Source organism: Enterobacter sp. N5-15 (assembly GCF_057221635.1).
Genome location: NZ_CM170150.1, coordinates 3973492 through 3986591 on the forward strand (window position 1 = coordinate 3973492; position 13100 = coordinate 3986591).

General features: G+C 56.8%; 13 protein-coding genes and 1 other RNA gene. 4 read left to right on the forward strand and 10 right to left on the reverse strand.

Annotated elements, in window-relative coordinates:
* Nucleotides 1-18: 18 nt before the first annotated feature.
* The 5 genes from gcvT to AC2TE5_RS18710 form a co-directional block, all read right to left on the reverse strand.
* Complete coding sequence (gcvT, locus tag AC2TE5_RS18690) at nucleotides 19-1113, reverse strand: glycine cleavage system aminomethyltransferase GcvT (protein WP_029739208.1); 1095 nt, start codon at nucleotides 1111-1113, stop codon at nucleotides 19-21.
* Between the two features lie 397 nt (nucleotides 1114-1510).
* Complete coding sequence (ubiI, locus tag AC2TE5_RS18695; protein WP_148243529.1) at nucleotides 1511-2713, reverse strand: FAD-dependent 2-octaprenylphenol hydroxylase; 1203 nt, start codon at nucleotides 2711-2713, stop codon at nucleotides 1511-1513.
* 12 nt (nucleotides 2714-2725) lie between these two features.
* On the reverse strand, nucleotides 2726-3904 hold the full coding sequence (gene ubiH, locus AC2TE5_RS18700) for a 2-octaprenyl-6-methoxyphenyl hydroxylase (RefSeq protein WP_484612175.1): 1179 nt from the start codon (nucleotides 3902-3904) through the stop codon (nucleotides 2726-2728).
* Nucleotides 3901-5214, reverse strand: a complete 1314-nt coding sequence (gene pepP, locus AC2TE5_RS18705) for a Xaa-Pro aminopeptidase (protein ID WP_484613361.1) — start codon at nucleotides 5212-5214, stop codon at nucleotides 3901-3903. Before pepP ends, ubiH begins: the two co-directional genes overlap by 4 nt.
* 31 nt (nucleotides 5215-5245) lie before the next feature.
* Nucleotides 5246-5824, reverse strand: coding sequence for a YecA/YgfB family protein (locus AC2TE5_RS18710; RefSeq protein WP_029739212.1), 579 nt, complete (start codon nucleotides 5822-5824; stop codon nucleotides 5246-5248).
* A gap of 168 nt (nucleotides 5825-5992) precedes the next feature.
* Here AC2TE5_RS18710 and zapA point away from each other — a divergent pair, with 168 nt between their 5' ends.
* The 3 genes from zapA to AC2TE5_RS18725 all read left to right on the forward strand — a co-directional run bounded on the left by zapA (nucleotide 5993) and on the right by AC2TE5_RS18725 (nucleotide 7168).
* Nucleotides 5993-6322 carry a cell division protein ZapA gene (gene zapA, locus AC2TE5_RS18715; protein ID WP_006811891.1) on the forward strand — a complete coding sequence of 110 codons (330 nt, stop codon included), beginning with the start codon at nucleotides 5993-5995 and terminating at the stop codon, nucleotides 6320-6322.
* Nucleotides 6323-6363: 41 nt separating this feature from the next.
* A non-coding RNA gene (ssrS, locus tag AC2TE5_RS18720) (6S RNA) lies at nucleotides 6364-6547 on the forward strand.
* A gap of 24 nt (nucleotides 6548-6571) precedes the next feature.
* Nucleotides 6572-7168, forward strand: a complete 597-nt coding sequence (locus AC2TE5_RS18725; RefSeq protein ID WP_202761505.1) for a 5-formyltetrahydrofolate cyclo-ligase — start codon at nucleotides 6572-6574, stop codon at nucleotides 7166-7168.
* A gap of 107 nt (nucleotides 7169-7275) precedes the next feature.
* On the opposite strand, the gene serA is transcribed toward AC2TE5_RS18725, so the two are convergent.
* Nucleotides 7276-8508: a phosphoglycerate dehydrogenase gene (serA, locus tag AC2TE5_RS18730; protein WP_484612176.1), complete on the reverse strand. Its 1233-nt coding sequence runs from the start codon at nucleotides 8506-8508 to the stop codon at nucleotides 7276-7278.
* A 266-nt stretch (nucleotides 8509-8774) separates the two neighbouring features.
* Nucleotides 8775-9434, reverse strand: a complete 660-nt coding sequence (gene rpiA, locus AC2TE5_RS18735) for a ribose-5-phosphate isomerase RpiA (protein ID WP_014885151.1) — start codon at nucleotides 9432-9434, stop codon at nucleotides 8775-8777.
* A gap of 127 nt (nucleotides 9435-9561) precedes the next feature.
* Here rpiA and argP point away from each other — a divergent pair, with 127 nt between their 5' ends.
* On the forward strand, nucleotides 9562-10455 hold the full coding sequence (gene argP, locus AC2TE5_RS18740) for a DNA-binding transcriptional regulator ArgP (protein WP_003860089.1): 894 nt from the start codon (nucleotides 9562-9564) through the stop codon (nucleotides 10453-10455).
* Nucleotides 10456-10497: 42 nt separating this feature from the next.
* Here argP and AC2TE5_RS18745 read toward each other — a convergent pair whose 3' ends face one another.
* The 3 genes from AC2TE5_RS18745 to mscS all read right to left on the reverse strand — a co-directional run bounded on the left by AC2TE5_RS18745 (nucleotide 10498) and on the right by mscS (nucleotide 12956).
* Complete coding sequence (locus tag AC2TE5_RS18745) at nucleotides 10498-11229, reverse strand: oxidative stress defense protein (protein ID WP_023618222.1); 732 nt, start codon at nucleotides 11227-11229, stop codon at nucleotides 10498-10500.
* A 91-nt stretch (nucleotides 11230-11320) separates the two neighbouring features.
* On the reverse strand, nucleotides 11321-11956 hold the full coding sequence (gene argO / locus AC2TE5_RS18750; RefSeq protein ID WP_021242063.1) for an arginine exporter ArgO: 636 nt from the start codon (nucleotides 11954-11956) through the stop codon (nucleotides 11321-11323).
* 145 nt (nucleotides 11957-12101) lie between these two features.
* The gene (gene mscS, locus AC2TE5_RS18755) at nucleotides 12102-12956 is read right to left on the reverse strand and encodes a small-conductance mechanosensitive channel MscS (RefSeq protein ID WP_024906566.1); all 855 of its coding nucleotides are present in this window, start codon (nucleotides 12954-12956) and stop codon (nucleotides 12102-12104) included.
* Nucleotides 12957-13100: the final 144 nt, after the last annotated feature.

Below are 13100 nucleotides of genomic sequence, written 5' to 3' on the forward strand. Positions count from 1 at the left end.
TTCTCCTGATAAAAATGATTAGGCGACCGGCTTACCGGCGCGAACAAAAATCGGTTTGGTCACGTTGACCGGCATTTCGCGGTTGCGGATTTGCACCACCGCCGTTTCGCCAATACCCGCCGGCACGCGTGCCAGTGCAATACTGTAGCCCAGCGTTGGGGAGAAGGTACCGCTGGTGATCACGCCTTCACGAGGATTGCCGTCGGCATCGGTAAAACGCACCGGCAGTTCACCGCGCAGCACGCCCTTCTCGGTCATCACCAGCCCCACCAGCTGTTCAGTGCCCTTCTCGCGCTGCATCTCCAGCGCTTCACGGCCAATAAAGTCGCGGTCAGCCGGTTCCCATGCGATGGTCCAGCCCATATTGGCGGCCAGCGGAGAGACGCCTTCATCCATCTCCTGACCGTAGAGGTTCATCCCCGCTTCCAGACGCAGCGTATCGCGCGCGCCCAGACCCGCAGGCTTCACGCCCGCTTCCACCAGCGCACGCCAGAAATCAGCGGCCTTCTCGTTCGGCATGGCAATTTCGTAGCCCGCTTCACCGGTGTAGCCGGTGGTGGCGATAAACAGATCGCCCGCCTGCACGCCGAAGAACGGTTTCATGCCTTCGGTTGCTTTGCGCTGCTCGTCGTTAAACAGAGACGCGGCTTTCGCCTGCGCGTTCGGCCCCTGCACGGCGATCAGCGACAGATCGTCACGAACGGTGATGTCGATGGCATAAGGTTCGGCGTGTTGGGTGATCCAGGAGAGGTCTTTTTCGCGGGTGGCGGAGTTTACAACGAGGCGGAAGAAATCTTCAGTGAAGTAATAGACGATAAGGTCATCAATCACGCCGCCCGAGGCGTTCAGCATGCCGGTATAGAGCGCTTTACCCGGCGTCTTCAGTTTGGCGACGTCATTTGCCAGCAGATAACGCAAAAACTCCCGGGTGCGGCTACCGCGCAGATCGACAATCGTCATGTGGGACACGTCGAACATACCGGCATCGGTGCGCACCGCGTGGTGCTCATCAATCTGCGAGCCGTAGTGCAGCGGCATCATCCAGCCGTGGAAGTCCACCATGCGGGCGCCGCATAACACGTGTTGTTCGTACAAAGGAGTCTGTTGAGCCATCTTGTCCTCGTTGAAAAATTCACCGTGAAACCCGGTATCGGCCTCGTTCCCGAATGCCGACGCAAACGTTCTCTTTTACCTGAACTTACCACCGAAACCGGCGGTTAACCATAAGGTAAAACGGGTCATCACATTAGCTTATGACTAAAGAACGCTAAAAAGCCTACAGAGTTATTCACTGGAAAAATGCGATTAACCCCGCACAAAATTAACAATGATCTAACAGGATTTAGCACATGGTGATATTTCGTGCGGAAAAACGGGCCGAATTTCCGTAACGAGAAAAACACGACATTAGATTATCTAATGCGAAAAATGACGTGAAATTAGAATATTTCAAACGAGGGGATTTCCCCGGCGCAGAGGCCGGGAAAATAAAGTGTGACAGGGGTCTAAATTAACGTAGCCAGTCCGGCAGGTCGTTAAGACCCATCGCCTGACGGAGGAGTTGAGGTTTAACACCCGGAAGGGTGTCGGCCAGCTTGAGGCCAATGTCGCGCAGCAGTTTTTTCGCCGGATTCGCCCCGGCAAACAGCTCGCGGAAGCCCTGCATGCCCGCCAGCATCATCGCCGCGCTGTGCTTGCGGCTGCGTTCGTAGCGACGCAGATACAGATGCTGACCGATATCTTTGCCTTCGCGGTGCAGGCGACGCAGCTCCTCAACCAGCTCCGCCGCGTCCATAAAGCCAAGGTTAACGCCCTGCCCGGCCAGCGGATGAATGGTATGCGCCGCATCCCCCACCAGCGCCAGACGGTGCGCGGCAAACTGACGCGCGTAGCGGCCGGTTAGCGGGAATACCTGACGCTCGCTTTCAAGCGTGCACAGGCCAAGGCGGTTATCAAACGCCACGCACAGCGCCTGGTTAAAGGCGTCCGGCGTCGCCTCCTGCATCAGCTGGGCTTTTTCCGGTACCAGGGACCAGACAATCGAGCACAGGTGCGGATCGGAAAGCGGCAGGAACGCCAGAATGCCGTCGTTGTGGAAAATCTGCCGCGCCACGCCGCCGTGCGGCTCCTCGGTGCGGATTGTTGCCACCAGAGCATGATGGCGGTAATCCCAGAAGGTCAGCGGGATATCGGCTTTATTCCGCAGCCAGGAGTTGGCACCGTCAGCACCGACCACCAGACGCGCGGTCAGCATGTCGCCGCTTTGTAAGGTGATAAACGCCTCGTTTTCACCCCATGCCACCTGCTGGATCTGCGCAGGCGCAATCAGGGTCACATCGCTGCACTGCTGTGCTTTCTGCCACAGCGCGTGGTGGATCACCGCGTTTTCGATGATATGACCCAGATGGCTATAGCCCATGCTTTCATCATCAAAAGCAATATGACCAAAGCTGTCTTTATCCCACACCTCCATGCCGTGATAGCAGCTGGCGCGCTGCGCCACAATATCTGCCCAGACGCCAAGGTGCGTCAGCAATTTCTCGCTGGCGGCATTGATCGCCGAGACGCGGAGTTCCGGCGGAGCATCTGGTGCAACGGGCTGAGGCTGCTTTTGCTCCAGCACCGCCACGCGCAGGCCGCTGCCCTGTAAACCACAGGCCAGCGCCAGTCCGACCATACCGCCGCCAACGATGGCGACATCAACATTTTGCACGGTGATAACTCCTTAACGCGCGACCCAACCAAGAGTCCGCTGCGCCAGCACGTCACGTGCCGGAATGAATAATTCCATCGCCATCAGCCCGAGGTTGCGACCTGCAACCAGCGGCGCCCAGCGATTGGCAAAGAGATGGACTAAGCCGTCGGTAACGCCGATTGTCGCCTCTTTATCGGCCTGACGTCGCTTCTGGTAATGGCTGAGTACAGGGTATGCGCCACAGTCTTTTTGCTCGCCCCACGCCTGCGAAAGGGTTTCCGCCAGGCTCATGACATCCCGCAGACCAAGGTTGAACCCTTGCCCCGCGATGGGGTGCAGCGTCTGCGCGGCATTACCGACAAGCGCCAGACGATGGGAGATGGACTGAGAGGCTGTCGTCAGCGAAAGCGGGTAGACCGCCCGCTGGCCAGCATGGGTAATACGCCCCAGCCGCCAGCCAAAGGCTTTTTGCAGCTCGGTACAAAAACGTTCGTCTGACCAGGCTTTAACCTCTTCAGCCTTATCCTGCGGGTGACACCAGACGAGGGAACAGCGCCCGTCCGACATCGGCAGCATGGCCAGCGGACCGTGCTGCGTAAAGCGTTCAAACGCCCTGCCGTGGTGTTCTGCTGCGGTAGAGACGTTCGCAATGACCGCAACCTGCCCGTAAGGCTGCTGACGCCACTCCACGCCACACTGGGCGCCGAGCGATGAGCGCGAACCGTCCGCGGCGACCAGAAGCTGGCCTTCAAGGACGGTGCCGTTTTCCAGCGTTACGCTGACCGACGCCTCGCTGCGGCTCACGCTGGCGACGCACGCAGGACAATGCAGCGTGACGCCCGGCGCATCCTGGAGCAGGCGGAACAGACGCAATCCGACGTCGTGCAGCTCAACAACCTGACCCAGGGCATCAATTCGGTAATCCTGCGCGTCCAGCGTGACAAAGCCAGCATGGCCGCGATCGCTGACGTGAACGGTGTGAATTGCCGTGGCGCAGTCGGCAATGGCCTGCCAGATGCCAATGCGGGATAGCTGCTGACAGGTACCCTGTGCCAGGGCAATGGCGCGGGAATCAAAACCGGGATGATTCTTCGCCTGCGGCGCGACGGCTTCCACCAGGTGCACCGGAAGCAGGCCTTTCGTCAAATGCGAAATGGCCAGCGCCAGCGTGGCCCCGGTCATACCGCCGCCAACGATAATCACGCTCATACGCGTGCCGCTGCCATCAGCGCCTCGATATCGTCAGCATTTTTCACGACGCTCGCGGTCAGGTTTTCGTTACCGGTTTCGGTAATAACGATGTCGTCTTCAATACGAATGCCAATCCCGCGGTACTCTTCAGGCACGTCGGCATCCGGCGCGATATACAGCCCCGGCTCCACGGTTAACACCATGCCCGGCTCCAGCACGCGCGAACGGTCCGTGCCGTACGCGCCAACGTCATGTACATCCAGCCCCAGCCAGTGGCTCAGGCCGTGCATAAAATACGGTCGATGCGCATTCTCAGCAATCAGGGTGTCGACATCCCCTTTCAGGATCCCGAGCCTGACCAGACCGGTAATCATGATGCGCACCACTTCACCGGTCACTTCCTGCATGGACGTTCCGGGACGATACAGCCTGAGCGCCGTCTCAAGCGAGTCGAGAACGATGTCGTAAATCGCGCGCTGTGCCGGTGAGAATTTACCGTTCACCGGGAAAGTACGGGTGATATCCCCCGCGTAGCCCTGAAATTCGCAACCGGCGTCAATCAGCACCAGATCGCCGTCGCGCAAAGCGCTTTCGTTTTCGGTGTAGTGCAGAATGCAGCCGTTTTCCCCGCCGCCAACGATGGTGTTGTAGGAGGGATAACGCGCGCCGTGGCGGTTAAATTCGTGGTGAATTTCGCCCTCCAGCTGGTATTCGAACAGCCCGGGACGGCACTTCTCCATGGCGCGGGTGTGCGCCAGGGCGCTGATTTCGCCCGCACGGCGCATCAAATTCAGCTCTTCTTCTGACTTGAACAGGCGCATCTCATGCACCACCGGACGCCAGTCCGTCAGCGTGGCCGGCGCGGACAGATTCTGGCGCGAGCCTTTGCGCAGCTTATCCAGCGCGGTGAAAACAATCTCATCGGCGTACGCATATTCGCCCTGCGCGTGATAGAGCACGTCGAGGCCGTTAAGCAACTGATAGAGCTGCTGGTTGATTTCGCTAAACGCCAGCGCGCGGTCAACGCCCAGCTTCGCCGGTGCGGCTTCCTGGCCTAAGCGGCGGCCAAACCAGATTTCAGCGGTTAAGTCTCTTACGCGGTTGAAAATCACGCTGTGGTTGTGGGTGTCATTGCTCTTAATCAGCACCAGCACCGCTTCCGGCTCGTTAAAGCCGGTGAAGTACCAGAAATCGCTGCTCTGGCGATAGGGATATTCGCTGTCGGCGCTGCGCGTGACTTCGGGCGCAGCAAAAATCAGCGCGGCGCTGCCCGGCTGCATTGTTGCCAGCAGCGCCTGACGGCGGCGCGAATACTCTTGACTCGAGATAACCATGACACCCTCCTGTGCGTTATTTTTCTTAATGTAAGGTTGGCTTGCGGACTTCCGGCGCGGTCGGCTGTGAGCGCGTGAAGTTGTCGTGGCACAGCAGTGCCGCCACGCGCACGTACTCAATAATCTCTTCAAGAGACATTTCCAGCTCTTCCTGGTCTTCGTCTTCATCGTAGCCAAGCTGGGCAATGTTGCGCAGGTCGTCGATTGCTTCACCTGCTTCACCGGTCACTTTATCCAGTTTAGGCTGCGTCACGCCCAGCCCCAGCAGATAGTGGTTTACCCAGCCGGCCAGCGCATCGGCGCGATCGAACACGCTGACGTCGTCGCCTTCAGGCAGATAAAGCTGAAAAAGGAAGCCATCGTCTTCCAGCGAATCGCTGGTTGCGGCGTGCATTTTACGCAGCGCTTCCGCCAGCTCGTGACCAAACGCCAGCCCTTCATTCGTGAGGTCGTGGATCAGCGGCTGCCATGAGCTGTCGCTGTTTCCGCCGCACAGCATGCCACTGATCAGACCGTGCATTTCGGCAGGGGTTAAACCGACTCCCTGCTGGTTCAGTAACTGGTTTAAATCCTTGTAACCAGGCATTTCGTTCTGTATAGACATGAGCATTCGTCATCAAAGGGGGGAAGTTTCATGATATGCTACCACTTTGGACCCTGGTGATACCAGAAAAGGGCTTGTATCTTCACATCAGGGTAGCTATAGTGTCGCCCCTTCGCAGCCCCCGGGGCAGTAAGCGAAGGCAGCGCAGTCAATCAGCAGGAAGGTGGCATGTCTGCACAACCCGTCGATCTCCAGATTTTTGGCCGTTCACTGCGAGTGAATTGTCCGCCTGAACAAAGGGATGCTTTGAATCAGGCAGCGGACGATTTGAATCAGCGGTTGCAAGATCTAAAAGAACGCACTAGAGTCACAAATACTGAGCAGCTGGTTTTCATCGCCGCGTTGAACATCAGCTATGAACTGACTCAGGAAAAAGCGAAGACCCGCGACTACGCGGCAAGCATGGAGCAGCGCATTAAAATGCTCCAGCAGACCATAGAACAGGCATTGCTTGATCAAGGTCGCAATCCCGAAAGACCGGGACCAAAGTTTGAATAACACTTCTCAGTTGACTATGGTAGAGTAACTGTGAAGACAAAATTTCTCTGAGATGTTCGCAAGCGGGCCAGTCCCCTGAGCCGATATTTCATACCACAAGAATGTGGCGCTCCATGGTTGGTGAGCATGCTCGGTCCGTCCGAGAAGCCTTAAAACTATGACGACACATTCACCTTGAACCAAGGGTTCAAGGGTTACAGCCTGCGGCGGCATCTCGGAGATTCCCACTCTTTTCTTCTACCGATTACCATGACTCAATTCCCTGAAGTTTCCGCTTCACGCCAGGATATCCGTCAGTTAATTCGCCAGCGCCGCCGTGCGTTAACCTCCGATCAGCAAGCGCATTTTGCCCAGCAGGCCGCCGCCCGTATGATGGCGTATCCCCCTGTCGTGATGGCGCACACCGTTGCGCTGTTTCTGTCGTTTGATGGAGAGCTGGATACCCAACCGCTGATAGAACAACTCTGGCGTGCCGGGAAGAAGGTTTATCTGCCGGTGCTGCACCCGTTCAGCGACGGTAATCTGCTGTTTCTGCACTACCACCCGCACAGCGAGCTGGTGGTGAATCGCCTGAAAATCACCGAGCCGAAACTTGACGTGCGCGACGTGCTGCCGCTGTCACAGCTGGATGTGCTGATTACGCCGCTGGTGGCGTTTGATGAACAGGGCCAGCGTTTAGGGATGGGCGGCGGTTTTTACGACCGGACGCTGCAAAACTGGCAGCAGTACGGGTTGCAGCCGGTGGGTTACGCGCATGATTGTCAGGGCGTGGAGGCGTTGCCGGTGGAGAAGTGGGATGTGCCGTTGCCGGCGGTAGTGACGCCATCGAAGTTGTGGGAGTGGTGAACCAGGCGTGCGGCCAGATGTCCTCACCCCGGCCCTCTCCCACAGGGAGAGGGTGAAAACATAAAAAACGGTAACTATCGTTACCGTTTTGCATTTACCTCGCACCATCAGTACAGCAGACGCGCGCGAATCGTCCCCGCAATAGACTTCATGCTCAGCAGCGCTTTCTCGGCAACATCGTCATCCGCTTCGATATCAATGACCACGTAGCCCATCTGCGAGTTTGTTTGCAGATACTGCGCGGCAATGTTGACGCCCTGCTCGGCAAAGATCTGGTTGATCGCGGTCAGCACGCCCGGACGGTTTTCGTGGATGTGCAGCAGACGACGACCACCGTGCAGCGGCAGAGACACTTCCGGGAAGTTCACGGCAGAGAGCGTAGAGCCGTTGTCGGAGTATTTGCTCAGCTTACCCGCCACTTCCAGACCGATATTCTCCTGCGCTTCCTGGGTCGAACCGCCGATGTGTGGCGTCAGGATCACGTTGTCGAACTCGCACAGCGGAGAGGTAAACGGATCGCTGTTGGTGGCTGGCTCCGTCGGGAATACGTCGATGGCCGCGCCCGCCAGATGCTTACGCTTCAGCGCATCCGCCAGTGCCGGGATATCGACAACCGTGCCGCGCGCGGCGTTAATCAGCAGCGAGCCCGGCTTCATCAGCGCCAGCTCTTCCGCGCCCATCATGTTTTTGGTGGAGGCATTTTCCGGCACGTGCAGGCTCACCACGTCGCTCATGTTCAGCAGGTCAGAAAGGTGTTGAACCTGGGTCGCATTGCCCAGCGGCAGCTTGCTTTCGATATCGTAGAAAAACACGTGCATACCCAGGGATTCCGCCAGAATACCGAGCTGCGTACCGATGTGGCCGTAGCCGATAATCCCCAGCTTTTTACCACGCGCTTCGAAAGAGCCAGACGCCAGCTTGTTCCACACGCCGCGGTGCGCCTTGGCGTTCGCTTCTGGAATGCCGCGCAGCAGCAGCAGCAGTTCGCCAATCACCAGCTCCGCCACGGAACGGGTGTTGGAGAACGGGGCGTTGAAGACGGGAATACCGCGTTTGGCGGCAGCACTCAGGTCAACCTGGTTGGTACCGATGCAGAAGCAGCCGATAGCCACCAGCTTTTCCGCCGCGGCAATAACGTCTTCAGTCAGATGAGTACGGGATCGCAGGCCAATGAAGTGGGCATCACGGATGGACGCTTTCAGCTCTTCGGTATCGAGCGCGCCTTTGTGAAATTCGATGTTGGTGTAACCTGCCGCACGAAGGCTATCGATTGCTTTTTGATGCACGCCCTCGACCAGCAGGAATTTAATCTTGTCTTTCTCCAGTGATACCTTTGCCATTTCCCCGACCCTGTTTTTGTCTGAACTGATGTTGTGCTGGATATGAATCCGCTGTAGCCAACATATCAAAAAAAACTATTGCAGCAATATGAACGTTTGCGTCGGCACTCTGAAGAAAAGTCATCCAGGGCAAAATGTCAGAGGAAAATGCTATGGAAATTTACAAACGTGGCAGGATCGGCAAAAGAGGCTGAAAAACGTGACACAAGTCACCGAATTTAGCTTTTCAAAAATTTTTTAGCGGGGGGAGGACTCCCCCCGTCAGATCATTTTACGATGGTTTTCACGCCGTCAGCGGTGCCGATCAGCGCCACATCCGCGCCACGGTTGGCGAATAGCCCTACGGTCACTACGCCTGGGATAGCGTTGATGGCATTTTCCAGCGCAATCGCGTCGAGAATTTCCAGACCGTGAACGTCGAGGATCACGTTACCGTTGTCGGTGACGACGCCCTGGCGATATTCCGGACGACCGCCCAGCTTCACCAGCTGACGGGCAACCGCGCTACGCGCCATCGGGATCACTTCGACCGGCAGCGGGAAGTTACCCAGAATGTCGACCTGCTTGGAGGCATCCGCGATGCAGATAAACTTGTCCGCAACGGAGGCGATGATTTTTTCGCGCGTCAGCGCCGCGCCGCCGCCTTTGATCATCTGCATGTGGCCGTTGATTTCATCCGCGCCATCAACGTAAATCCCCAGACGATCCACTTCGTTGAGATCGAAAACGGTAATGCCGAGGCTTTTCAGCTTTTCCGTGGAAGCATCAGAGCTGGAAACCGCGCCCTCGATTTGCCCCTTCATCGTACCCAGCGCATCGATAAAGTGTGCCGCGGTTGATCCCGTACCGACACCGACAATGGTACCCGGCTGTACGTACTGGAGAGCGGCCCATCCTACTGCTTTTTTCAGTTCATCCTGCGTCATGATCGTTTTGCCTGTGGTGTGAAAACTCAGGGCGCATTATAGAACACGTCGAATGGAATTCGTCTGCCACGAAGGGAAAATTGTGTCATAGTGCAGAATAAGCAAAATTAAGGAGCCAGCCAGAGCAATGAAACGTCCGGACTACAGAACACTACAGGCACTTGATGCAGTTATCCGTGAACGCGGTTTTGAGCGCGCGGCGCAAAAGCTTTGCATCACCCAGTCCGCCGTATCACAGCGTATCAAACAGCTTGAAAACATGTTCGGCCAGCCGCTGCTGGTGCGTACCGTGCCGCCACGTCCAACCGAGCAGGGGCAAAAGCTCCTCGCCCTGCTGCGCCAGGTTGAACTGCTGGAAGACGAGTGGCTGGGTGACGAACAAACGGGCTCTACGCCGCTGCTGCTCTCTCTGGCGGTCAACGCCGACAGTCTGGCGACCTGGCTGCTGCCGGCCCTGGCGCCGGTATTAGCGGACTCCCCTATCCGCCTGAACTTACAGGTTGAAGATGAAACCCGTACCCAGGAACGCCTGCGTCGCGGTGAAGTGGTTGGGGCAGTCAGTATCCAGCCTCAGGCGCTGCCAAGCTGTCTTGTCGATCAGCTGGGTGCGCTGGACTACCTGTTTGTGGGTTCAAAAGCCTTCGCCGAGCGCTACTTCCCGAACGGCGTCACCCGCGCCGCGCTGCTGAAAGCGCCCGCCGTCGCGTTCGACCATCTGGACGATATGCATCAGGCGTTCCTGCAGCAAAACTTCGATCTGCCGCCGGGCAGCGTGCCGTGCCATATCGTTAACTCGTCTGAAGCCTTTGTGCAGCTTGCGCGTCAGGGCACCACCTGCTGCATGATCCCGCATCTGCAGATTGAGAAAGAGTTGAAAAGCGGTGAGCTGATTGACTTAACGCCGGGGCTGTATCAGCGTCGGATGCTCTACTGGCACCGTTTTGCGCCGGAAAGCCGCATGATGCGCAACGTCACCGACGCGCTGCTGGCGTTTGGGCACAAGGTGCTGAGACAGGATTAAAAAATAAGCCGGGTGGCGGCTTCGCCTTACCCGGCCTACAGGTTACTGAGCCGGTTTCGGCTGTGCTGCAACAGGCTCCAGCTGGAAGACCACATCCACCTGATCGTCGAACTGAATGGTTGGTTGCTCGTAAGTTTCCTGAGCAGAAACCGGGGCTGCATCAGCCTTCATCATCCGTACCATCGGGCTTGGCTGGTAGTTAGAGACGTGGTAACGCACGCTGTAAACCGGGCCGAGCTTGCTCTTAAAGCCAGAAGCCAGCTGTTCCGCCTGGTGAATGGCATCATCAATCGCCGCTTTACGCGCTTCGTCTTTGTATTTCTCCGGTTGCGCAACGCCCAGCGACACGGAACGAATTTCGTTCAGACCCGCCTTCAGCGCGCCATCCAGCAGCGAGTTAAGCTTATCCAGCTGACGCACGGTCACTTCAACGGTACGCACGGCGCGGTAGCCTTTCAGGATGCTTTTGCCATTCTGGTAGTCGTAATCAGGTTGAGTTCGCAGGTTCGCGGAGTTGATATCTTTTTTACCAACACCGTTCTGCTCGAGGAAAGAGAGGTATTGCGCAACACGATCGTCAGCCTGCTTCTTGGCAGATGCCGCATCTTTCGCAGCGACATTGACTTCAATTGCCAGCGTTGCAACATCGGGTACCGCGTCCACGCTTGCGGTGCCTGAAGTGACGATGTGCGGGCCATCCGGCAGTTCACTTGCCTGCACCGACACCGCACCAAAACTTACTAATGCCGCCAGGGCCATCACCTTAAACTTCACTGTTATTCCTCCATGTTGCGAAGAGTGCCCATTAACAGGGCGCATGCCAGCAAGCTTAGCGGGTCTTGTTCAGTTGTCCATAAGACAAGGATTAGTTGAACAATTCCTGAACGTGGTGAATCCCCTCTTTTGCCAGCTGAAAAGCAATAAACCACATCACCAGCCCCACCAGCGTATTAATGATGCGCTGGGCTTTGGCTGTACGCAGACGAGGTGCCAGCCACGCGGCAAGAATGGCGAGACCGAAGAACCAGAGGAAAGAGGCGCTGACCGTGCCAAGCGCAAACCAGCGTTTCGGCTCAACGTCCAGCTGTCCGCCCAGGCTGCCCAGCACCACGAAGGTGTCCAGATAAACATGCGGATTAAGCCAGGTGACCGCCAGCATGGTGACGATAATCTTCCAGCGGCCCTGCTTCATGACTTCCGCGCTCGCCAGTTCGAGGTTGCTGCTCATCGCCGTTTTTAGGGCACCAAAACCATACCAGAGCAGAAACGCCACGCCGCCCCAAGTGACCAGCGCCAGTAGCCAGGGAGACTGCATCAGCAATGCGCTGCCGCCAAAAATCCCGGCACAGATCAGCAGTAAATCGCTAACCGCGCACAGCAGGGCAATCATCAGATGATACTGGCGGCGGATGCCCTGGTTCATCACGAATGCATTTTGCGGGCCGAGGGGAAGGATCATGGCCGCACCTAAAGCAAGCCCTTGAAAGTAATAGGATAACATGACGAAATTCTCACAGTATTGTTCTGGAAGGTGACTATACTGCGCGAATCACATTAGAGGAAATGGATAATATTAATTGGGGATTAGCAGCGCTTATAAAAATAAAGCCCGGTGTCGCTAGCGCTTACCGGGCCTACGGGTGACGTTATTCTGCTTCTTTAACTTTTTTGACGTTTACGTCCATCTGCGGGTACGGGAAGCTGATGCCGTTGGCGTCGAAGTCGCGCTTAATGCGTTCCAGCACGTCCCAGTACACGTTTTGCAGATCGCTGCTCTTGCTCCAGATACGCACCACGAAGTTAATCGAGGACGCGCCCAGTTCGTTCAGGCGAACCGTCTGCTCTTTGTCTTTCAGAATGCGATCGTCTGACGCAATGATGTTGCTGATCAGCGACTTCACCTGATCGATATCGGAGTCGTACGCCACGCTGATAATCAGTTCGTTACGACGCACCGGTTCACGGGAGAAGTTAATGATGTTGCCCGCGATGATTTTCCCGTTCGGCACGACCACGATGCGGCCATCGACGGTACGCATGGTCGTTGAGAAAATCTGCACCTGCAGCACGGTCCCGGCAATGCCGCCAAGGTCAACGTATTCGCCGGAGCGGAACGGACGGAAGGTGACCAGCAGAACGCCTGCCGCCAGGTTTGAAAGCGAGCCCTGCAGCGCCAGACCAATGGCCAGACCGGCGGCACCTAGAACGGCAATGACGGAGGCGGTCTGCACACCCACCCGACCCAGCGCCGCAATCAGCGTAAAGGCGATAATACCGTAGCGCACCAGTGCGGAGAGGAAGTCAGCCACCGTGGCGTCAATGTGACGGGCCAGCATTACGCGGTTAACCGCGTTCGATACAATACGCGCCACGATCATCCCGACGATAATGATGGCAATCGCCGCGACGATGTTCACGGCATAGCTCAGCAGCAGCGCCTGGTTGCGCACCAGCCAGTTACCGGCGTTATTGATGCTGTCTACAACATCGAGTTGTTCCATTTATTCTTCCTTTTGTTAAACCAAAACACAAAATCCATCCCCCATGGAGACAGGCAGGTCCGTAAAGGGTAAACAAAAAGCGCAAGTATTGCCAAACAGATCACAAAAACCGGCCTGGCAGGGTATTGAAAAAGCATAAAAAAA

Coding starts and splice junctions, on each gene's coding strand:
- zapA (WP_006811891.1), top strand. CDS start 5,993: ATGTCTGCACAACCCGTCGATCTCCAGATTTTTGGCCGTTCACTGCGA.
- mscS (WP_024906566.1), bottom strand. CDS start 12,956: ATGGAACAACTCGATGTTGTAGACAGCATCAATAACGCCGGTAACTGG.
- rpiA (WP_014885151.1), bottom strand. CDS start 9,434: ATGACGCAGGATGAACTGAAAAAAGCAGTAGGATGGGCCGCTCTCCAG.
- argP (WP_003860089.1), top strand. CDS start 9,562: ATGAAACGTCCGGACTACAGAACACTACAGGCACTTGATGCAGTTATC.
- ubiH (WP_484612175.1), bottom strand. CDS start 3,904: ATGAGCGTGATTATCGTTGGCGGCGGTATGACCGGGGCCACGCTGGCG.
- AC2TE5_RS18725 (WP_202761505.1), top strand. CDS start 6,572: ATGACTCAATTCCCTGAAGTTTCCGCTTCACGCCAGGATATCCGTCAG.
- argO (WP_021242063.1), bottom strand. CDS start 11,956: ATGTTATCCTATTACTTTCAAGGGCTTGCTTTAGGTGCGGCCATGATC.
- gcvT (WP_029739208.1), bottom strand. CDS start 1,113: ATGGCTCAACAGACTCCTTTGTACGAACAACACGTGTTATGCGGCGCC.
- AC2TE5_RS18710 (WP_029739212.1), bottom strand. CDS start 5,824: ATGTCTATACAGAACGAAATGCCTGGTTACAAGGATTTAAACCAGTTA.
- serA (WP_484612176.1), bottom strand. CDS start 8,508: ATGGCAAAGGTATCACTGGAGAAAGACAAGATTAAATTCCTGCTGGTC.